Origin of the sequence: Leucobacter coleopterorum, from assembly GCF_011382985.1 — a bacterium.
GTDB classification, from domain to species: domain Bacteria; phylum Actinomycetota; class Actinomycetes; order Actinomycetales; family Microbacteriaceae; genus Leucobacter; species Leucobacter coleopterorum.
Window position 1 is genome coordinate 316,672 of the sequence record NZ_CP049933.1, and the last position, 19,322, is coordinate 335,993.

17 protein-coding genes, 1 tRNA gene and 3 pseudogenes are annotated in these 19,322 nt (G+C 61.9%); 13 read left to right on the top strand and 8 right to left on the bottom strand.

What is annotated here, in order from left to right; genetic code table 11:
- Positions 1-41 precede the first annotated feature (41 nt).
- Entirely contained in the window at positions 42-239 is a 198-nt protein-coding gene (locus G7066_RS01490) for a hypothetical protein (RefSeq protein WP_166328501.1), read from the top strand.
- Between the two features lie 14 nt (positions 240-253).
- On the opposite strand, the gene G7066_RS01495 is transcribed toward G7066_RS01490, so the two are convergent.
- A tRNA-Arg gene (locus G7066_RS01495) sits at positions 254-330 on the bottom strand.
- A 226-nt stretch (positions 331-556) separates the two neighbouring features.
- On the opposite strand from G7066_RS01495, the pseudogene G7066_RS01500 reads away from it, so the two are divergent.
- The 5 genes and pseudogenes from G7066_RS01500 (at position 557) to G7066_RS01520 (ending at position 4,733) form a co-directional block, all read left to right on the top strand.
- Positions 557-1,101, top strand: a pseudogene (locus G7066_RS01500) (adenine phosphoribosyltransferase).
- A gap of 128 nt (positions 1,102-1,229) precedes the next feature.
- A complete protein-coding gene (locus G7066_RS01505) occupies positions 1,230-1,964 on the top strand; it encodes an ABC transporter ATP-binding protein (protein WP_166328503.1) in 735 nt (244 codons plus the stop codon).
- Positions 1,964-2,776, top strand: a complete 813-nt coding sequence (locus G7066_RS01510; protein ID WP_166328505.1) for a hypothetical protein — start codon at positions 1,964-1,966, stop codon at positions 2,774-2,776. Before G7066_RS01505 ends, G7066_RS01510 begins: the two co-directional genes overlap by 1 nt.
- A gap of 41 nt (positions 2,777-2,817) precedes the next feature.
- Positions 2,818-4,086, top strand: coding sequence for a sensor histidine kinase (locus G7066_RS01515; RefSeq protein WP_166328507.1), 1,269 nt, complete (start codon positions 2,818-2,820; stop codon positions 4,084-4,086).
- Positions 4,083-4,733 carry a response regulator gene (locus G7066_RS01520; RefSeq protein ID WP_166328509.1) on the top strand — a complete coding sequence of 217 codons (651 nt, stop codon included), beginning with the start codon at positions 4,083-4,085 and terminating at the stop codon, positions 4,731-4,733. The genes G7066_RS01515 and G7066_RS01520 overlap by 4 nt, the downstream gene beginning before the upstream one ends.
- 3 nt (positions 4,734-4,736) lie before the next feature.
- Here G7066_RS01520 and G7066_RS17215 read toward each other — a convergent pair whose 3' ends face one another.
- Positions 4,737-5,006: a methyltransferase family protein gene (locus G7066_RS17215; RefSeq protein WP_341873828.1), complete on the bottom strand. Its 270-nt coding sequence runs from the start codon at positions 5,004-5,006 to the stop codon at positions 4,737-4,739.
- Positions 4,985-5,683, bottom strand: a complete 699-nt coding sequence (locus tag G7066_RS01525) for an isoprenylcysteine carboxylmethyltransferase family protein (RefSeq protein ID WP_341873829.1) — start codon at positions 5,681-5,683, stop codon at positions 4,985-4,987. The genes G7066_RS17215 and G7066_RS01525 overlap by 22 nt, the downstream gene beginning before the upstream one ends.
- Positions 5,684-5,763: 80 nt before the next feature.
- Between G7066_RS01525 and G7066_RS01530 the strand changes: the two are divergent.
- A pseudogene (locus G7066_RS01530) lies at positions 5,764-7,504 on the top strand (AMP-binding protein).
- A 12-nt stretch (positions 7,505-7,516) separates the two neighbouring features.
- Here G7066_RS01530 and G7066_RS01535 read toward each other — a convergent pair.
- Positions 7,517-7,942, bottom strand: a complete 426-nt coding sequence (locus G7066_RS01535; protein ID WP_166328511.1) for a VOC family protein — start codon at positions 7,940-7,942, stop codon at positions 7,517-7,519.
- Between the two features lie 649 nt (positions 7,943-8,591).
- Between G7066_RS01535 and G7066_RS01540 the strand changes: the two genes are divergently transcribed.
- On the top strand, positions 8,592-9,212 hold the full coding sequence (locus G7066_RS01540) for a hypothetical protein (protein ID WP_166328513.1): 621 nt from the start codon (positions 8,592-8,594) through the stop codon (positions 9,210-9,212).
- Between the two features lie 186 nt (positions 9,213-9,398).
- Here the strand turns inward: G7066_RS01540 and G7066_RS01545 are convergent.
- A pseudogene (locus G7066_RS01545) lies at positions 9,399-10,369 on the bottom strand (o-succinylbenzoate synthase).
- 105 nt (positions 10,370-10,474) lie between these two features.
- Between G7066_RS01545 and G7066_RS01550 the strand changes: the two are divergent.
- The 3 genes from G7066_RS01550 to G7066_RS01560 all read left to right on the top strand — a co-directional run bounded on the left by G7066_RS01550 (position 10,475) and on the right by G7066_RS01560 (position 13,928).
- Positions 10,475-11,401: a 1,4-dihydroxy-2-naphthoyl-CoA synthase gene (locus G7066_RS01550; RefSeq protein WP_166328515.1), complete on the top strand. Its 927-nt coding sequence runs from the start codon at positions 10,475-10,477 to the stop codon at positions 11,399-11,401.
- 330 nt (positions 11,402-11,731) lie between these two features.
- Positions 11,732-13,051 carry an AMP-binding protein gene (locus G7066_RS01555; RefSeq protein WP_166328517.1) on the top strand — a complete coding sequence of 440 codons (1,320 nt, stop codon included), beginning with the start codon at positions 11,732-11,734 and terminating at the stop codon, positions 13,049-13,051.
- Positions 13,038-13,928 (top strand): 1,4-dihydroxy-2-naphthoate polyprenyltransferase, encoded by an 891-nt coding sequence (locus G7066_RS01560; RefSeq protein ID WP_425280783.1) that lies wholly within the window; start codon positions 13,038-13,040, stop codon positions 13,926-13,928. Before G7066_RS01555 ends, G7066_RS01560 begins: the two co-directional genes overlap by 14 nt.
- 106 nt (positions 13,929-14,034) lie before the next feature.
- Here the strand turns inward: G7066_RS01560 and G7066_RS01565 are convergent, their stop codons facing one another.
- From G7066_RS01565 to G7066_RS01575, 3 genes are all read right to left on the bottom strand, one after another.
- A complete protein-coding gene (locus G7066_RS01565; RefSeq protein WP_166328521.1) occupies positions 14,035-15,609 on the bottom strand; it encodes a DHA2 family efflux MFS transporter permease subunit in 1,575 nt (524 codons plus the stop codon).
- Positions 15,546-16,166: a PadR family transcriptional regulator gene (locus tag G7066_RS01570; protein WP_166328522.1), complete on the bottom strand. Its 621-nt coding sequence runs from the start codon at positions 16,164-16,166 to the stop codon at positions 15,546-15,548. The genes G7066_RS01565 and G7066_RS01570 overlap by 64 nt, the downstream gene beginning before the upstream one ends.
- Positions 16,167-16,428: 262 nt before the next feature.
- Positions 16,429-16,821 carry a DUF4229 domain-containing protein gene (locus G7066_RS01575; protein ID WP_244303152.1) on the bottom strand — a complete coding sequence of 131 codons (393 nt, stop codon included), beginning with the start codon at positions 16,819-16,821 and terminating at the stop codon, positions 16,429-16,431.
- Positions 16,822-16,897: 76 nt separating this feature from the next.
- Here G7066_RS01575 and G7066_RS01580 point away from each other — a divergent pair, with 76 nt between their 5' ends.
- Together G7066_RS01580 and menD are read left to right on the top strand one after the other, a co-directional pair.
- Complete coding sequence (locus tag G7066_RS01580; RefSeq protein WP_166328524.1) at positions 16,898-17,377, top strand: PLDc N-terminal domain-containing protein; 480 nt, start codon at positions 16,898-16,900, stop codon at positions 17,375-17,377.
- A gap of 35 nt (positions 17,378-17,412) precedes the next feature.
- Positions 17,413-19,254 carry a 2-succinyl-5-enolpyruvyl-6-hydroxy-3-cyclohexene-1-carboxylic-acid synthase gene (gene menD, locus G7066_RS01585; RefSeq protein ID WP_166331849.1) on the top strand — a complete coding sequence of 614 codons (1,842 nt, stop codon included), beginning with the start codon at positions 17,413-17,415 and terminating at the stop codon, positions 19,252-19,254.
- The last annotated feature ends 68 nt before the right edge of the window (positions 19,255-19,322 follow it).

Sequence of the window (19,322 nt, forward strand, 5' to 3'; positions counted from 1 at the left end):
ATTGTGTTGACACTTGCGCCATCTGCGAAGTGCCGTCCTCAATGAATGAGATCGAGGACGGCACGAACTCCCAGATGCTGCTCTTGCTGCTGCGCCACCGTGGCATGACCGGAGAGCACCAGCGCCGCGCGATCGAGTGGCGGTTGTACCTCCATCCCGAACACCCCGAAGAACCGGTAACCCAGGACCGAAAGCCGTGTGATGGAAAACCAAAACACCCGGCCAAATTTACCGTCTGACCGGGTGTTTCTATTGGTGCGCCCCAAGGGATTCGAACCCCTGACCTTCTGATCCGTAGTCAGATGCTCTATCCAGCTGAGCTAGGGGCGCATTGTTGGCATGCCAACCAGAAAGACATTACACGATTCCGCTGCAAAATAAAAATTCGGGGCGGGATCCCGGGCATGTGGTGAAGCAGGAGGGCAGTTGAGCCTCAGCAAGAAACGCGAAGACGCGGGGCAGACGCGGTTCAGGATCACGCAAACCCGCCCCGCCCGGTACCCTTGTGTGCGTGGCAACGAACGCAGCGAACGCATGGAGCTCAACCAACGAGCAGCTGGACCTCCCGCACTTTCCCGAGCCCAGCACCGAGTTGGCGAGGGCGGAGTCGCTAATCCTCGAGATTCCCGATTATCCGGTTGAAGGGATCCTGTTTCGCGACATCACCCCGCTGCTCGCCGATGGTGCCGCACTGCGCGCCACGGTCGACGCTCTCATTGCTCCGTTTGCTGGCACATACGACTACATTGCGGGGCTCGAAGCCCGCGGTTTTCTGCTCGCTAGCGCCGCTTCATACGCGAGCGGCAAGGGGCTCGTGCCGATCCGCAAGGCTGGCAAGCTACCGCGGCCCGCTGCTGCGGTGGGCTACGAGCTTGAGTACGGTGTTGCCGAGGTCGAGGCTCACGCCGATATGCCGCGGGTAGCCGTGTGCTTGTGGTCGACGATGTGCTCGCGACTGGCGGTACGCTCGTCGCTGCGCACGAGCTGCTGCGCGAACTCGATTACAAGATCGCGGGCACCGCGATCCTGTTCGAGATCGACGGGCTTGGTGGCCGGGAGGCTGTGAATGATCCCCACTTGCACACCGTTTTTCATAGCTGATTCAGGATCCGAAGCGCTGGACCCCCGGCCCGATCCGCGAAACCCTGCACGAGACTAGCCAATTGGCCAGGCCCTGAACTGAACTCATAGCCGGGGTGCGCACCTGCTGATTCCTCAAAACTGGAATCATGACAAACAACACAACATCGGCTATTCAAGCCGTCGGACTCAAAAAGACTTTTGGAGATTACGCCGCGGTCGAAGAGGTGAGCTTTCTCGTGCCGTACGGTCGTGTCGTCGGCCTCCTTGGGCCGAATGGCGCTGGCAAGACCACTACTATGCGCATGCTTCTTGGTCTCGCCAAGCCAACAGCTGGCACCGCATTCATCCAAGGTCGCCAATACAGCGACCTGAATCACCCTGCCCGCAGCATCGGCACGGTACTTGATGGCGGCGGAATGCATCCCTCCCGCTCTGCGCGACAGCATCTGAGAATTGCAGCGGCTATGTCGGGAATCGACCGCGCGCGTGTTGATCAGGTACTTGCCGAGGCGGGTATGGCAGCCGCAGCGAACCGGCCTATTCGTGGCTACTCCCTCGGCATGCGACAGAGGCTTGCTCTCGCGACAGCGTTGCTTGGAGAGCCGAAGATCCTGGTGCTTGACGAGCCGGCGAACGGACTTGACCCTGATGGCATTCGTTGGTTGCGCAACAAACTGCGTGCGTTTGCTTTCGAAGGCGGGGCCGTGCTGGTGTCGTCACACCTGCTCGCAGAGATTGAACAGGTGGCTGACGACGCAGTGGTGATTGCTCACGGACGTGTCCTTGCCGCTGGGTCGCTCACTGACCTGACTGCCGACTACAACGGCAACCTTGAATCCTTCTACCTTGACCTGACCGCAAACACCACGGAGGTGCGCTAATGTTCCGCGCTGAGATGCTCAAACTTTCAACTGTTTACTCGACAAGAATAGCTATCATCGCGGGCTTAGCTGGGCTCGCATTCACCCAGATCATCATGTTCTGGGTGCTGCCAGTGGCTGCGGTTTCTGCTGACGTGCCGGACAATATTCCGCTCCCGAACGTTGATACGGGAAGTTTCGATTTCCAGTACGCCGCGCTCAACCTGGTGAGCGGAGGGGCAGGATCGGGATCTGTGGCTATCGCTCTCATCGCGATCCTCGCTATTGGCATTCTCTCTGCCACGACTGATTACCGCTCGGGTGGCATGACCGCAGCTGCGCTCGCTCAGCCGTCACGCGGTCGCATTCTGGTGGGCAAAGCCGCTGCTACTTCGGTAGTTATCGCGGCTACTGCTGTTGCGTATGCGATCGTGTGCGTCGCTGTTCTGCTGGCTTCAACGGCGAGTAGTTCGGCCGAAGTGGTTGTTCCGTTCGCGGACATTCTTTCCACCGTGCTTCGTGGAGTTCTTGCTTTGGTGCTGCTGGGTCTGTGTGCGCTCGCCATTGGCATTCTGGCTCGGAGCCAGCTCGCGGCGTTCCTGATTGTGATTGGCATCGTAACCGTGGAACCGATCATCCAGGGAGTACTAGCGCTCACGGGTGGGGTTCCCGCTTGGTCGCAGATGCTGCCTCTGGCCCTTGCCCAGACCGCAGTGGGGGATTTGACGGCGCCAACAGTAGTGAATCCGGTAGCGGCGATGTGCATTCTTGCAGCCATTACTGTTGTCATTATGGGAACTGCAGCGGTGAGCTTGAAGCGCCGGGATCTCTAAGTTGGTCAACAGTTAAACACTCGTTCGAGGAGAATGAACACATGAATTCGCCCGTCAGTAGCCCTGCCTCGTCTCGGCGCTGGCGGGCGCTGCTTTCAGTAATCCCCACGGTGACGCTGCTCTTGCTTGCTTGTGCACTTGCACTGGTGTACATCTTTTCCCCAGAAGGTGACATCGTCGGCATGTTTGGCCCCGTCGCCAAATGGCTTGTTCCCGTAACACTTGTTGCGCAGGCTGGCCTACTCGCCCTGCGCGACCGGTGGCCACTTGTTGTCTTTATCGGCGTGATCCTGCTTGACATACCGTTTTTGGCGGTTTCGCATGGTGAACTCACCATTGGCGCGTTGGCTATTTTGGTCGCCGTCTACACGTTGCGTAGGCGGCTTCCTGCGCAACGCGCTTACATTTGGATTCTTGGCGGGCTGCTCTTTACCTGGATTGCACAGTATCTCAGCCTCAGTTCGAGCATCTTGATTTCGCCAGAATGGCGCCTATTTGCTTCGGCTGGCCAGTCGATAGTTACATACGGCCTCGCGCTCGCTATTGCAGAGGCCGTGATTACACAGGGGCGCCTTGCCGCTGCTCTGCGCGAACGGGCCGAGCTTGCCGAGCGTGATCGGGACCGAAACGCCCAAGAAGCGATTCGACAGGAGCGCAATCTGATTGCACGTGAACTGCACGATATCGCAGCGCATCACCTCACCGGCATCATATTGAGCACCCAAGCCGTGAGCTCTCTAATGGCAACGGACCCCGAGAAGGCGCGGGAATACCTGAGTACCGTGCAGGTTGAGGCGCGTACTGCGCTCGACAACGTACGGCAAACTGTTGGCCTGTTGCGCACGGACGACGAGGCCGACCTCGCGCCGGCCCCAACCTACAACGACCTGTCTCAGCTCATTGAGGATCACCGAGCGCGCGGCACACTGATTGCGCTGGACACCACGGGGGATCCCGTGGCACTCGGCCCCATCGCGGGCAATGCGGTGTATCGAACGGTGCAAGAGGCGCTCGCGAATGCTGCAAAACACGCACCAGGATCGAACTGTTCAGTGCGAGTTGTGTGGGCGTCAGACAGCCTGAATGTCGTCATCGAAAATGGTCCGGCCATTGATCCTGTGCCAGACATTCCTTCGGGCGGGTATGGACTTCTTGGAATGCGTGAGCGCGCCAGACTCGTGCACGGCACGCTCGATGCGGAACCACGCGTAGACGGCGGATGGCGCACCGAGCTCAACGTGCCGTATCCCGACAATATGGCCCGGCCTGATCCTCTTGGCGAAACCTCCCTACCAGGAAGTGACCGATGATCAGAGTGGTGATTGCCGACGACCAAGCCATCGTGCGCGCTGGCCTTACCGTTGTGCTTGACGCCGAACCCGACATGACAGTCGTTGGGCAGGCCGCTGATGGCTACGAGGCGGTAGCGCTTGCCGCAGAACTTCAGCCTGATGTGGTGTGTATGGACATTCGCATGCCGGGTCGCGACGGCATCCAGGCGACCCGTGACATTGTCGCTGCGCACAGTGAGGTCCGTGTGCTTGTTGTGACCACCTTCGACCTCGACGACTATGTGTTTGGCGCGCTCGAGGCCGGGGCGGCAGGGTTTCTGCTTAAGGGATCAGACGAGGCCACCATTACGGGGGCGATCCGGTCAGTTGCGGCCGGTGAAGGAACCCTCGACCAGCGACTCACTCGCCGTGTGCTGACCGAGTTTAGCCAGCGGCGGCCGACGGTTGAAACGCAGCGGGCCTCGGTGGCGGATCATCTCACCCCGCGCGAGATCGAGATTTTGGTACTTCTCGGCCAGGGCCTGTCGAACAAAGAAATTGCAGCGCAGCTGTATGTGGAGCCGACCACAGTGAAGTACCACCTGGCGAGCCTGCTCACCAAGACCGGCACGCGAGACCGCTTGCAGGTCGCGCTTTGGGCCCTGCGAAACGGTGTTGTGAGTTAGGGACTAGCTGTCAGTGTGCTGCGGCCAGCGCGGGATCCAGCACGCCACCTGAGCGCGATACTCCTCGAAGGCCGCACCAAACCGCTCGGCAAGGTCGGCCTCTTCGAGTGGGCGAATGATCCAGTTCCACACGAGTGAACCACACAGCGCATAGGCCACGACCAGCCACGAGTTCATCATCAACCCGACGGCGACGGCCTGTGAAACACCGGCGACGGCCATTGGGTTTCTCACGAAGCGGTACGGGCCAGTCACAACGAGTTGTCGCGCCATCGCAGAGGGCAGGGGGTTCCCGCGCCACGTGTGGACATGCTTGCTGCCGACCACAGACCGAGCGCGCTCGCCACAATGAAAACGGTGACGCCCGCGATCCTCACCCAGTCTGCCCAGCCTCCCGGCAATACGAGCGACAATTGCCAGCGTCGCTCGACGACCGCAATGATTGCCGGGGCAACGCCCAGAGCAAGCCCCCAAAGCACAACGATCTGTGCCCCGGTTCGAGCGGCATTGCGGGCCGCGCTCGCTGGGCGGGCGAGCTGAAATGCGAATGGACCGAATAGAATTCGCTCCGTTGGTAGGCGTCCCGTGTGCACCAGGAAGGCGGCCGTGACACTCCCGCCAGTTGCGGCCATCATCGTTAGAGCTCCCCACCCGGCCTCTGCGGTGGCTGTCGCGTAGAGCACCAGGCCGAGAGTGACGCACGCGGACCAGGCAGCAGTTGCCCATGCTGCAGGGAGCATTGCTGCTGCCGCGAGGCCAGATGCGACCACAAACAGCGGAATATCGAAGGCCGCAACGAGCACAGGATCGAGGCCGCCGAGTGTCGCCTCACGGATCTGCGGCAGCGTGAACACTCCGAGCCACCACAGCGCGCCGGCCGCTGCCTGCACTGCGAAGTAAGCCCGCCCGATCATCTCGCCTCGACGTTTGGGCACGGGCAAGCGGGTCATGCGACCAGCTTAAATGCTTGATTCCCGTCATTTTGCCGCGCCGCACACGAATGTCGGTGGCACGCGAGAGAATGGACAGCATGACCCCCACCAATTCCACGGAAGCCACTGACGCCTTCTTTGCCGCGCGCGATTTTCTCCTTGAGACTGCGGGCGATCCCGACCGGGCTCGCAGCGAGTTCCAATGGCCCGATGTCGGCGCGCAATTCAACTGGGCCCACGACGTGTTCGACAGGATCGCCGAGGGAAATGACACTCTGGCACTGTGGATTGCAGAAGAAGACGGCAGCGAGCTTAAGCGCACCTTCGCGCAGATGAAGCAGCGCTCTGATCAGGTTGCGAACTGGATGCTGCGCACCGGCATGAAGCGTGGTGATGTTGCCATGTTGATGCTTGGCAACCGAGTTGAACTCTGGGAGATCATGCTCGCCGCGATGAAGATCGGTGTTGTGGTGCTGCCGACCTCGGTGGTGCTTGGGGCGCTCGAACTCGAAGATCGTATCGAGCGAGGCACCGTGAAGTGGGTGTTTGCGGCTCCCGAAGACGCCGCGAAATTTACGGATGTGCCGGGCGATTACCGCGGCGTCGGCGTCGGCATTGACGCGGGCACAGCCGACCAGCGCGCGATGCTGTTCAACTGGATCCGCTACGAGGAGTCGAGCGCGGCCTCACTCGCGCCGATCGCGAAGACGACGGCGAGCGAAGACCCCGTGTTGCTCTACTTCACCTCAGGCACAACAAGCCTGCCCAAGATCGTCGTCCACTCACACACGAGCTACCCGCTCGGGCACCTCTCAACGCTTTCATGGCTCGGCATCCGGCCCGGCGACACCCACCTCGTTATTAGCGCGCCCGGGTGGGTAAACACGCCTGGTCCAGTTTCTTTAGCCCGTGGCACGTTGGTGCGACGATCTTTGTGGCGAACTACTCGCGGTTTGACGCGGAGTTTTTGGTAGCCGAGCTTGATCGTGCTGGCGTGAACACGTTCTGCGCGCCGCCGACGGTGTGGCGCATGCTCATCCAGAACCGTCTCGACAAAAAACCGCGCGGGTTGCGCGAGGTCGTCTCCGCTGGCGAGCCGCTCAACCCCGAGGTGATCGCCAAGATTCGCGAGTGGTGGGGTCTTGAAATTCGCGACGGTTATGGCCAGACCTAGACCACGGCACTGATTGGCAACATGCCCGGTGACCCGGTTGTTCCCGGGCCATGGGCAAGGCTTTGCCCGGTGTCGAGACTGTGCTTGTCGACCCGCTGACAGGTGAGCTTGCTGACGAGGGTGAAATCTGTTTGCCGCTCGGCTCTGTGCCGCCGGTCAATCTTATGCCCGGGTACTATGGCAACCCCGAGGCGACCGCTCAGGCGATCGAGGGGGGTTACTTTCACACGGGTGATGTCGCACAGTGTGACGAAAACGGGGTGCTCACTTTTGTGGGCCGCACCGACGACATTTTCAAATCGAGCGACTTTAAGGTGTCACCGTTCGAAGTCGAGAGTGCGCTCATCGAATGTGATCTTGTCGCTGAGGCCGCGGTTGTTGGTGCACCCCACGACACGCGACTCAACCTGACCAAGGCCTACGTGGCTTTGGCTGCGGGAGTCCCTGCCGACGGCGACACTGCCCGAGAAATTCTTGCCCACGCACGCAAGACACTACCCGCGTACATGCGCGTGCGCCGGGTCGAGTTCTTTGAACTACCAAAGACGGCCTCGGGCAAGATCCGCCGCGTCGAACTGCGCCAGCGTGAGGTCACGGCATACGAAGCAGGCGAGCGGATCCCGACCGAGTGGCGCGAGAAGGACTTCCCCGGGTTGAAGCGTTAGTCGATCCCGAACTTACTTTGCCTCGGGATCGGGCTGATGAATGCCGAAGATGTTGTTCTCGGTGTCGTGGAAGTAGCCCTGCCACGCCATGCCTGGCAGCGCCTGCTTCGGTAACGCTTCGCTGCCGCCGGCAGCCAGGATTCGCTCGGCGATATCGTCGTACGATTCAACCCCCATTGTGATGATCGCCCCGGCAACAGTCCCGCCGACCGCCGGGTTCTCACCCATGCGCTGCATGATCGCACCGTTGATCCCCATGCCCTCGCCCGTCAGCACCCCAAAGTAGGGCATGCCGGCAAAGTCAGACCAGTCCTCAACTTTCCAGCCAAACACAGTCGTGTAAAACTCGACTGCGCGGGTGGGGTTGGCCGCGTGAATTTCGAAGTGAACCGGACGGCCCCGGCCGAACGATGCTTCTTCCGTGGCGTTCTCGTTCATGTTTTGCTCCTTTGGATTTCAAGCGCGTCGGTTGACCGCCGACGGTCTCTCAGGCCAGTCTGCACCCAATCCGTTTGTCACACTAGGGCCGCGCCAGCCCCCTCCCGATCGGGTGTAGTCATATTGCTAGTTGGAGACTTCCCAACTAGCAATATGACTACACCCGATTGCAGATGGACGGTCTTTGACGTTCGCTCACAGCTCGGCAAAGACAGCCGGTTACCCACATTCTTAGGATCGGGCCCGCGAGGCCTTCGGCGCACCGGAAACATGGAGGCATGGTCAATGCTCCGAAACCACTACCTATCCACCTAGGCGAGGTGTTTACTCGAAATCGTGCTATCTCAGAGGGTGTGAACTCGTCTCGGCTGAGAGCCAAAGACCTCAAGAGGCCCTTCCACGGTGTGCGAAGACACGGACAATCTTTGGTGAAGGATGCAAAGAAAGTGAGACACCCGGCAGAGGTGTGGAGAGATCATCATCGTCTTACGATGGATGAATACGCAGTGGTGATGAGGGATCACCAGTTTTTCTCGGGCTGGTCAGCTGCTGTGCTCTGGAAACTGCCCATACCTTTCAGCCGGGTCAGAAACATGAAGCATCTCGAAGTCAGTGTGTTTGCCCCTCGACGACCTCCTCTTGGGTGGGCGTGAGCGGATCACAGATCCGCCCTTTTCTCGCGGGAACCAGTTACAGGGATGGTCTGCATGTGCTGGATCCGGCGAGCGTGTGGGCTGTGCTCGGGCCGCGACTGACCCTTCCTGACCGAGTTGCTCTCGGGGACGCAGTGATCCGAACCCCGAGGTTTCCTGGCAATCTGGGCACGCCTAGCGGTGTGCGACTCGCGACGCCTGAAGTGCTGGGCAGGATCGCCCATGCAAAAGGCCGCCCGGGTCGGCGGCTACTTATCGAGGCACTGCCACTGCTGCGGGACGGAGCTGTTTCGGCACCTGAGTCACACCTGCGGCTGGCTATCGTTGATGCGGGACTGCCAGAACCTGAACTAGACGTTGACGTGTACGACAGCAGGGGCAAGTTCTTAGGCTGTTCTGAGCTTGCCTACCCAGAGCTTAAGATCGCGCTTGAGTACGAAGGTGACCATCATCGGACGGAAACTGACCAATGGAATCGTGACCTTGAAAAGTATGAGGATTACAAGCAGGCAAATTGGGAAGTGATTCGAGTCACGAAGCTCTTGCTGTACTCCAGGAGGCAAAAGCTTCTTACCCAGGTTCGTGATGCGCTGGTTCGACGTGGCTGGCGTGGGTGACCGGCCTCTCGTTCGAAGGCGATCCCGTTTTCAAATGCTCTGTCAATCCGGTGTAGCCATATTGCTGGTTGAGGTGCTATGAACCCGCAATATGGCTACACCGGATTGGCGGGTGCGGGCGGGTGCGGGCGGGTGCGGGCGGGTGCGGGCGGGTGCGGCGATACCGCGCGGGAAAGGCCTTAGTTCCTAAGCCGCAAGCATCCCGTAGCAGCGAGCAACACGATCCCGCCACCACTGAGTGCGCTCAGGTGACGTTTCGTGGCGGGCAATGCGCACAGGATCGAGCCGCGGTCTGCGCACCGAGATCCTGCCCTCGATGGGCAACAGCGAAGCTTCGGTGACATCCCCGTCGAGCAGCGCCACCGTTCCGAGTCCGCAAGCTCCGTCGAGCATCCCCATGGGCAGCGCCGCGGCCAGCTGCAGACCCATTGAGATGCCAACGGAGGTGTCAAGGGCGCTCGACACAACGACCGGCAGCCCTGCCTGAGTAATGATGTTGAGAGCTCGGGTGACGCCCCCAAGCGGCTGCGCTTTGATAATCAAAAGATCCGCGGCCCCCGACCTTGCAACCGCGAGGGGGTCGTCGGCTTTGCGTACACTCTCGTCAGCGGCAATCCGAACGGCAACCCCTGCAGCGCTGAGCTGATCCCGAACCGCGGCGAGCTCTGGCACAGTATTGCAGGGCTGCTCGGCGTAGTCGATCCCGAACGGTGCGAGCGCCGTCAGCGCAGTGACGGCCTCGGTAACGCTCCAACCGGCATTGGCGTCGACGCGCACCTTGGCCGCATCTCCGAGGGCCTCCCGTGTTGCCCGCACCCGAGCGACGTCGTCTGCCAAGGACTGCCCGTGTTCAGCGACTTTCACCTTCGCGGTGCGACACCCTGGAAAGCTGGCGAGGATCCCGGGTACTTCGTCAGCAGAAACCGCGGGGATCGTTGCGTTCACCTCGATGAACTCCCGCAGAGGTGTCGGCTGATCCTGCCAGCCAAAATCAAGCGCAGCTGCCAACCAAATCGTGGCCTCGGCGTCGTTGTACTCAACGAACGGCGAGAACTCACTCGCCCCCTCGGCGAATCAAAGACGACCGCCTCGCGCACGCTGATTCCTCGAAACCGAGTGCGGGTCGGGATCGCAACCACTCGCGCGCAGTCGAGTATTTCTTGAAGCGGGGGAGCGGTTGGGGCATGGTTTCATCTTAGGCAGAGTGTTGGGTCTCTTTGAGGCTGCGCTCACGTCTCAGAGGCCTGACTAGGCTTATACCCATGACGCAGCAGGTCTCAGACATTTTTGATCCGACGGTGTGGGCGGTCGCTCCCGGAGCCGAGAACTACACCGACATCACCGCTCATCTGAGCCTCGATGGTGCTATCGCGCGCGTCGCGTTCAATCGGCCTGAGGTGCGCAACGCGTTTCGTCCGCACACCGTCGACGAGCTCTACGACGCACTTGAGCGGGCGCGCACCAACTCGCGGGTGGGTGTTGTGCTTCTTACGGGCAACGGGCCGAGTCGGAAAGATGGTGGCTGGGCATTCTGTTCGGGTGGGGATCAGCGCATTCGCGGTCGCGATGGTTACCAGTACGCGGCGGCTGATGCTTCTGGTGAAGTGGCAGATACCGCGGTGGATCCCGCGCGCTCCGGGCGACTTCATATTCTTGAGGTGCAGCGGCTCATTCGATTCATGCCAAAAGTCGTCATTGCCGTGGTGCCCGGTTGGGCCGCTGGCGGGGGGCACTCGTTGAATGCGGTGTGTGATCTGACTATTGCCAGCCGCGAGCATGCACGCTTCAAGCAGACCGACGCCGACGTGGGGTCGTTCGACGCGGGCTACGGGAGTGCCTACTTTGCCCGCCAGGTAGGGCAAAAGGTCGCGCGCGAGATTTTCTTCCTTGCCCGTGAGTACGACGCCCAGCGAGCCTACGAGATCGGCTTCGTCAATGAGGTCGTGCCCCACGCCGAGCTAGAGACAACCGCGATTGAGTGGGCGCGTGAGATCCTCGGTAAGTCCCCGACTGCCATCCGTATGCTGAAGTACGCGTTCAACGCGGTCGACGACGGCATTGTCGGCCAGCAACTTTTCGCGGGCGAGGCGACGCGTCTCGCTTACGGCACCGACGAGGCTGTTGAGGGTCGTGACTCGTTCCTGCAGAAGCGCGATCCTGACTGGAGCCCGTACCCATACCACTTCTAGAGTTTCAGGAGACAGCCCAGAAACGGGAAAACGCCCCGCGATCGTAGGCGATGGCGGAGCGTTTCGAGTCGGCGCGAGTGCGCTGCCGACGTGGTCTCGGGTCATGCGTGCCGGCTGCACTTGACTGTGCCAGCTGTCGCATTGCCTCGGCCAGTTTTTCGTTCCTGATTTTGATGGGTTTGAGCTTGCCGCTCTTTTTGCGGCCCATGTTTCTCCTGGGTTGGTGTTGACGACGAGTGGTTTCTCGCAGACGTCCATTTTATTCACTTAAAGCGAGAGGGGTGGGCGGCACACACTATGAATGTCAGAGCCACCGAGTACCCTTAAACCGTGACTTCGCAACACCGACTCCGCGCCATTCCCACTGAGGATCGTGCTTGGCTGCTTGCTGCCCTCACCGACGCGCTCGCGGGCGGTGCGCCCGTGCTGCCCGTCGCAAAGAGCGTAGACCCCGCAGATATCGAGAGGATCCTCGAATACCCACTGCCAGCAGAAGCCGCGCTCGTCATTCGTACCTCGGGTTCGAGCGGAGTCCCCAAGGCGGTTGCGCTCTCGGCCAGCGCGCTCAAGGCGAGCGCCGATGCGACGCACGAGGCGTTTGGCGGGCCGGGCGGCTGGCTCGTTTCGCTGCCAACCCATCTCATTTCGGGGCTACAGATGCTGGTGCGCAGCGCGGCCTCGGGCATCGAACCCGTGTTCGTCGACGGCCCGTTTGATCCCGAAAAGCTCTTACATGCCGCTGATAGCATGAACGCGCAGCGGCGCTACGTTTCTCTTGTCCCTGTGCAGTTCGCGCGGCTGCTTGACCTCGCCGAGAGCGACGAAGAAGCGGCAGATGCAGTCCGCCGCTTCGATGCGGTGCTCGTTGGTGGGCAACAAGTCTCACTCGCCCTGCGGCAACGGGCCCACGAACTTGGTGTCGCGCTCAAGCGCAGTTACGGCATGACTGAGACTTCGGGTGGTTGTGTGTACGACGGAGTTGAGATCGGGGATACCCGGGTCAGAATCCGCGGCGGTGAAGTCCAACTGGCAGGATCAGCGCTGGCGCTCGGATACCTTGGCGATCCCGAGCGAACCGCAACTGCCTTCATCGAAGAAGCTGATCGTAACGGAGAACTCACCCGCTGGTACCGCACGGGTGATGCGGGCGAGCTGCTCGGCGGCATGCTGACCGTGACGGGCCGCCTCGACCGGGTGCTTGTCTCAGGAGGCATCAACGTTTCCCTCGACCAGATCGAGCGAGTGGCCCGAGAGTTCGGGGGCTGGGAGACGGCACTCGCGCTCGCGACCGAGCATCCTGAGTGGGGTGAACGACCAATGCTGGTTGTTGAGACTCGAGAAGGATCCGTGCCGTTCGACGAGGTGCGCGCAGCAATCCGTGAAAAACTCGGGCCGGCGGCAACCCCGAGTGGGCAACCGAGACACAAGAGATCCCGCTCCTGCCAGGTGGCAAACCAGATCTTGTTGCGGTGGAAGAATGGTTGCGACAATTGCGCGCGAGCTTCAAGGAGACCCGAGCGGCACAAATCGGCCAAGCGGCGCAGCCGAACGCGGATAGTGAGGACACCAGGTGAGTCACCCCAAAGATCTGAGCAGGTCGGGCAACCCGGCGAAGCGAGCTGCTGCCGAGCGCCAGATGGCCTCGGGTGAACCCCCGCGCATCACCTGGCGAAACTGGGTCGGCGGGGCGCGGCTGCGCACACTGCCACTCGCGGTCGCCCCCGTCGCTGCGGGTGCGGGGATCGCCCACATGCTGCAAGCCTTCTCGTTGCCCCTTACGTTGCTCGCTCTCGCAGTGGCTGTGTTTCTGCAGATCGGCGTGAACTACGCGAACGACTACTCCGACGGCATTCGCGGCACCGACGACTTCCGAGTTGGTCCCGCACGCCTCACCGGATCGGGTCTCGTTAACCCCAAAAAGGTGCTCACCACAGCACTCGTTTTCTTCGGGCTCGCGGCTTTGGCCGGTCTTGTCGCCGTGCTCATGAGCGAGCGCTGGTGGTTCCTCGCGCTTGGCGCTGTCGCAATTCTTGCTGCTTGGTTCTACACCGGAGGTAAAAAGCCCTACGGTTACGCCGGTTTGGGTGAGGTGATGGTGTTCATCTTCTTCGGGCTGGTCGCGACCGTCGGTACGGTGTGGCTGCAGACCGAGGTCCAGAATCAGGACGCCTGGGTAGCCGGCGCGGGGGTCGGCCTGTTCGCCGTGGCCGTGCTTGTGGTGAATAACCTGCGCGACATTCCGACAGACACTCTTGCGGGTAAGCGCACCCTAGCCGTGCGCATGGGGGATCGCGCCTCGCGCTCACTTTATATTCTCTGTGTACTGCTGCCGTTCGCGCTGCCGCTGTTGTATGGGCCTCTGCTGTCGGGCATGATCCTTGTGTGGTTTGTGCTGGTGCTCGTGCTGCCCGCCGTCATCATCGTGATCACAGCGAAAACGCCGCGAGAGCTCATTCTGGTGTTGCAGCTGACAAGCTTCGCGGCGCTCGCATACGGCGTCCTGGTTGGTGTGGCTTTCGCGTTCTAGACGCGCCGCCGTATTTTTCTGACCCTACTTCCCGACCCCAAACGGTGTAGCCATATTGTTAGTTGAAACATCGTCAACTCGCAATATGGCTACACCGGATTGAGAACTAGGCCTCGGACGTCGCCACAGCCGGGGCCGTCACCGATTTGCTGCGGGTTGCAAGGCCAGCGGGTTTCTGCATAAACAGCACGAAGATTACCCCGACCGCGAGCACGACAGCCGGGAGCAAGATTGTCTGCGACATGGCGGTCGAGAACGGTGTGGCGATCATCTCGGGTAGGGTGCCGCCGCCGAAGCCACCGGAACCAGCTTCAGCCGCCGCCGGCAGGTTCGCCTCGAGTCGCGCCTGCATGAACGCTGCGATTGCCGCCGAGCCGAGCACGGAGCCGATGGTGCGGGTGGTGTTGTAGATGCCGGATCCGGCTCCCGCCTGACGCGGGTCGAGGTTGCGGGTCGCGCTCGTGGCGAGCGGACCCCACATGCCGGCGTTGCCGATGCCCATGAGGGTTGAGGGCAGCAGGAACATCCAGATGGGGGTGTCGACGTTCATGAGCGACGAATACCAGAGCAGCGAAATGACCACAAATGACAGCCCGGGAACGAGCAGCACTCGGGGGTCGAGGCGATCCAGCAGCTTACCCGCGAACGGCGACAGGATGCCGGCGGCCAGAGCCATCGGGATCAGCAGCAGTGCCGACTCGGTCGGAGTGAGGCCACGAGCGAGCTGTGTGAAGAACATGAGCGGCAGCGACATGCTCGTGACGGCGAAGCCAACGGTTGCGATGCCGAGGTTTGCCACCGAGAAGTTGCGGTCCTTGAACAGCGACATTGGCACGAGCGGTTCGCTGCGAGTCTTTGCCTGCTGCCAAATGAAGAGGCCGAGCACCACGATGCCGGCGCCAATCAGCAGCCACACCGAGATCGGACCCCAGATAACGCCCCAGTTGTAGGTCTGACCCTCCTGCAGACCGAAGACGATCAAGAACAGCGCAATCGCGCTGAGCGCGACCCCGCCGAAGTCGAAGCGGTGCGGGTGAGTTTCAAGCTTCGGCACGAGAATCCACGCGAGCACAAACCCGATCACGCCGACCGGCACGTTCACGATGAAGATCCACTCCCAGCCGAGGCTGTCAACGAGCAGGCCGCCAGCGAGCGGGCCAACCAGCAGGGCAACACCAGAGGTCGCGCCCCACAACCCCATGGCCGCACCGCGCTTGGCGGGTGGGAAGGTGCGGGTGATCACTGCCATCGTCTGCGGTGTCATGAGGGCCGCGCCGATGCCCTGAACCGCGCGCATAATGACGAGCGTGGTGAGTGAGGTTGAGAGACCGCAGCCCAGGGAAGCGAGCGTGAAGATGCCGAGCCCGATGAGGTAGATGCTGCGCGGGCCGAAGCGGTCTCCGAGGCGTCCTGTGATCAGCAGCGGTACGGCGTAGGCGAGCAGATACGCGCTCGTGACCCACACGACGTTGTCGAGATTGTTGGTGTTGGGATCCAGCGCGGCCTTAATTGCAGGGTTCGCGACCGACACGATTGTGGTGTCAACCAGGATCATAAAGAATCCGATGACCATGGCCCAGAGGGCGGGCCAGGGGCTCCTCGGAGTGTGAGTTGCGTTCACTGCTGTGCTGCCTTTCGATGCAGTTGGTACTTGGCAGGGGTGGTGACGCCACCACCCCATTGAAAATTGGGAGTCGAGATGCGCTCGATCGCTGCGGTGTTGCTGCGCAGGTCGGCAGCGAGCAGGATCGCAGTGCGCTCGAAATTAAGCAGATACTGTTCGGGGGTACCTTCTTCGCGAGTGGCGGCAAGCTCGGCCTCTAGCGTCGCGAGGGCGTCTGCGAGCATGTCCCGCCGCTGGGTGAGCAATTCAATGACCTCTTCGAGTGGGAGGTTATGCGCCTCCGCGAGGGCAAGCCCGTAGGCGGTGGGGTGGTCGATGCGGGGGAGTTCGTGGCGTACCCAGGTCGTTACGGCCTCGCGGCCGAGTTCGAGGAGTGTGTAGGTGGTTCGCTCGGGGCGATTGCCCTTACGATCCACACTAACTTCGGCGATGTAGTGTTCCTTTTCGAGTCTCGCGACGGTGTGGTAGAGCGCCCCCTTGGTCACAGGAACGAGCCGATCGCGCTTGCGCTGCTTCAGCAGACACAGCATCTCGTAGGGGTGCATGTCGTCTTCGAAGAGCAACGCAAGCAGCATGATCCCGAGCGGGGTGAGCTTGACGGCATTGCGGGGCATTGGATGGTCCATTCGTAATAGTTCGTATGGACTATATCACCGCAAATGGGGTTGCGCGCAAGCCCGGGGTGAGGATCGCGGAGGCCTCGCCCCGGTGGCTCGTCTGGCGACCGGATTTGAGCGGTGTTTCGGCACCGAGATTGCAGTTCATCGCCGAGCCTGCAGACAGGACTTGCAATGTCGAGATCGAGGTGCAGTCTCGGCGGTAAAACGCGATCTCGGCGCTGAGATGCAGTCTCGGTGGTGAGTTATGCGGGCGCTACTAGGCGTGCGTGCCCTGCTCGTCCTGGGGAGCGGGATCGCCAGCGTCGTCGGCGACATCGACATCGACCTCGGCGTCCGGCTCAGAGGTCTCCCTTGCCGCAGCAGGCGCAGCCTCAGCAGCAGGCGCCGGATCCTCAACCCCATCCAGTGCGTCATCTTCGATGATGTCGTCGGCGGTGCGATCCCGGTTGCGCCAGTCATAGATGCTCTCGGAAGCAGTTGCGCGCGGCTTTGCGAGGAAGATGATCGAGAGTGAAACCCCGATCAGAGCGGCAAACACCGCGGAGAGCCACGGCCAGATCCCGAGCAACATCAGCAGCGCAAACGGCACCGCAAAAAAGAGCAGACGCAGCACGATGTATATGAACCAGGCAGAACGGGGGTTACTCACCCGACCGAGTTTACCCGGGCCTTCTGAGACTTCGCACGCCCCGCTCGATACCAGGTGGAACGGGTAGCATTGCGGTATGGTGCGTTTCGTGATCATCGGAATTGTCATCGCCGTAGCGTTTACGCTGTATGCGCTGGTCGATGCGGCGATGACTGATAGTGCTCGCGCGCGCGGAGTGAGCAAACCCGTGTGGGTTGTGATCGTGGTTCTACTGCCCGTGATCGGCGGTTTGTTGTGGTTCATGATCGGTAAGGGTGCCCCCGCAGCCAAGCGGCCCACCCCGCCAGACGACGACCCGCGATTCGCGGGAACCCGCATGTCGAAAGCTGCCGTCGACGAGCACATGCGTGACCTCGAAGCCCGCCTTCGCGAACTCGACGACGAGGTTTTTCCGGGTGAGGATCAGCCCAAGGCTCAAGATGCAGCTCCGCAACAGGGCCAGAAACCAGCGGCTCAGGATCCGACCCCGCAGCAGCCGGGCGACGGTAAAGCGAATACAACCGATCCCGAGATCAAGCCAAAACCTGACGGCGACGCGGGCGCGGCCCGCAAGTGAGCGGTGTTGAATCGCCGACACCGGCAGTAGCGTCGATGTTCGCGGTGGAGTTGCTCGCTGAGCTGATCCGCCGCGGAGTTCGTGATGTTGTGGTGTGTCCCGGATCCCGCTCACAGGCCCTCGCACTTGCCGCTGCCGCTGCCGAGCAGGCGAACGCGATCCGACTGCACGTGCGTTTTGACGAGCGTTCCGCGGCGTTTTTTGCCCTCGGGGTTGCACGTGAAACTGGTCAGCCAGCTCCCGTCATTGTGACGAGCGGCACCGCCGTTGCAAACCTCACCCCGGCTGTCATGGAAGCGCACGAGGCGCGCGTGCCGATGATCTTACTCACAGCGGATCGGCCCCCCGAGCTGCACGGTGTTCGCAGCAACCAGACCACGGCGCAGGCCGCAATGTTTGAGCGCTTCGCGCGGCTGTCGTTGAACGTGCCCGCGCCTGAGTTCGGCGATGATGGTGATCTGGCGCGAGATTCGGGCCGGGATCCGGGCGCGCTTGCTGCCGTCGCCCTCGCCGCAGCGGTTGGCGTTTCGGGAGGGGCCCCCGCGGGTCCGGTGCAGTTGAACCTGGCGTTTGCTGAGCCACTTTCAGGCACGGCCGGTTTTGACGAGATGATCGCCGCCGGGTTCGAGCAGGCGGCGGAGGATGCCGTGTATGCGGCCGACGCGGCGGCTCAGCGGCCCCGCGGGGCCGTGCAGCGAAGCACCGCCGAGGGCTGGGAGATCCACCTGGGCGAGTGGTCGGACTCGGAGTCATTTGTGTTCGGGGCTGTGAGCGACTCGGCGTCGAGCGGCGCCGATCCTGAGTCAGCCGAACCTCCGTTCGCCGTCGTCATTGCGGGTGAGGGTGCAGGGCCCGAGGCCGAGGCATTCGCGCACGCGGCGGGAATCCCGCTGCTCGCCGAGGTCGTGAGCGGAGCGCGCTTTGGGCGTGAGGCCATCACCGCGTACTCGACGCTGCTCGATGATCCCCAGCTTGGGGGCATTGTTGAGCAGGCGATTGTGTTCGGGCACCCCACGCTGACCAGACAGGTTCCTGCACTGCTAAAACGCGATGACGTCGAAGTGATTGTCGTAGACCCGCACACGGGTACGGACCACTTCAACCCGGGTCGCCGCGCTCGCATCATGCGATCCGCGATTGTTGCCGATGAGCACAATCCGCGTTCTCTGCACGGCTGGCTGGGAGCGTGGGTCGTTGCGGATCGCGCCCTGCAGCGCGAGCGCAGCACCCTGCACGAACCCGATCTTGATGCGGCTCTCGCGACCGGTTACAAGGAGCGCAACGCCTACGCCCGCGCCGAGGTCGCGGTGATGCGTGAGGCCGTGACCCGTGAGCTGCTCGTTGAGAGTGTATGGCGGGCGACGTGGCCGCATGATCGCCTCATGCTTGCGGCATCTCGCCTGGTGCGGGTGCTCGACGGCCTCGCGCCCGCGCGCCGTCTTGAGGTGCGCTCGAACCGCGGACTCGCCGGCATTGACGGCACAGTCGCGACGGCCCTCGGGTTAGCCGCGGCCAGCCAGGCCGCGGAGGATCCTGCCCAGTCTGTCGGCACCACCCGCGTGTTGCTCGGTGACCTAGCGCTACTGCACGACGCCGGATCACTGGCCCTCGCTGTGGGTGAGGATCGCCCGCGCATCCAACTGTTCGTCGGCAACGACGGCGGCGGCACGATTTTTGACGGCCTTGAGGTGGCGGCATCCGCTTCGCGGGCAGCATTTGACCGTGTGCTGTACACCCCGCAGAAGGTGGTGCTCTCAGCGCTGGCCAAAGCGTATGGGTGGGAGTACCGGCTCGTGTCGACCCGGGGTGAGCTTGAGCAGTTGCTCACGGTGCCGGTGGCCGGGCCGATGCTGGTGGAGGTTCCGCTGGAGCGGTAGCGAGCCGTTAAGGAATGCTTAACAACTGAAACTGCCAAGCTCTGGGTTCGACATCCGATCCCGCCCCG

Coding starts and splice junctions, on each gene's coding strand:
- G7066_RS01550 (WP_166328515.1), top strand. CDS start 10,475: ATGACGCAGCAGGTCTCAGACATTTTTGATCCGACGGTGTGGGCGGTC.
- G7066_RS01525 (WP_341873829.1), bottom strand. CDS start 5,683: ATGACCCGCTTGCCCGTGCCCAAACGTCGAGGCGAGATGATCGGGCGG.
- G7066_RS01535 (WP_166328511.1), bottom strand. CDS start 7,942: ATGAACGAGAACGCCACGGAAGAAGCATCGTTCGGCCGGGGCCGTCCG.
- G7066_RS01510 (WP_166328505.1), top strand. CDS start 1,964: ATGTTCCGCGCTGAGATGCTCAAACTTTCAACTGTTTACTCGACAAGA.
- G7066_RS01580 (WP_166328524.1), top strand. CDS start 16,898: ATGGTGCGTTTCGTGATCATCGGAATTGTCATCGCCGTAGCGTTTACG.
- G7066_RS01520 (WP_166328509.1), top strand. CDS start 4,083: ATGATCAGAGTGGTGATTGCCGACGACCAAGCCATCGTGCGCGCTGGC.
- G7066_RS01565 (WP_166328521.1), bottom strand. CDS start 15,609: ATGGGGTGGTGGCGTCACCACCCCTGCCAAGTACCAACTGCATCGAAA.
- menD (WP_166331849.1), top strand. CDS start 17,413: ATGTTCGCGGTGGAGTTGCTCGCTGAGCTGATCCGCCGCGGAGTTCGT.
- G7066_RS01515 (WP_166328507.1), top strand. CDS start 2,818: ATGAATTCGCCCGTCAGTAGCCCTGCCTCGTCTCGGCGCTGGCGGGCG.
- G7066_RS01490 (WP_166328501.1), top strand. CDS start 42: ATGAATGAGATCGAGGACGGCACGAACTCCCAGATGCTGCTCTTGCTG.
- G7066_RS17215 (WP_341873828.1), bottom strand. CDS start 5,006: ATGGCGCGACAACTCGTTGTGACTGGCCCGTACCGCTTCGTGAGAAAC.
- G7066_RS01505 (WP_166328503.1), top strand. CDS start 1,230: ATGACAAACAACACAACATCGGCTATTCAAGCCGTCGGACTCAAAAAG.
- G7066_RS01560 (WP_425280783.1), top strand. CDS start 13,038: ATGGCCTCGGGTGAACCCCCGCGCATCACCTGGCGAAACTGGGTCGGC.
- G7066_RS01570 (WP_166328522.1), bottom strand. CDS start 16,166: ATGCCCCGCAATGCCGTCAAGCTCACCCCGCTCGGGATCATGCTGCTT.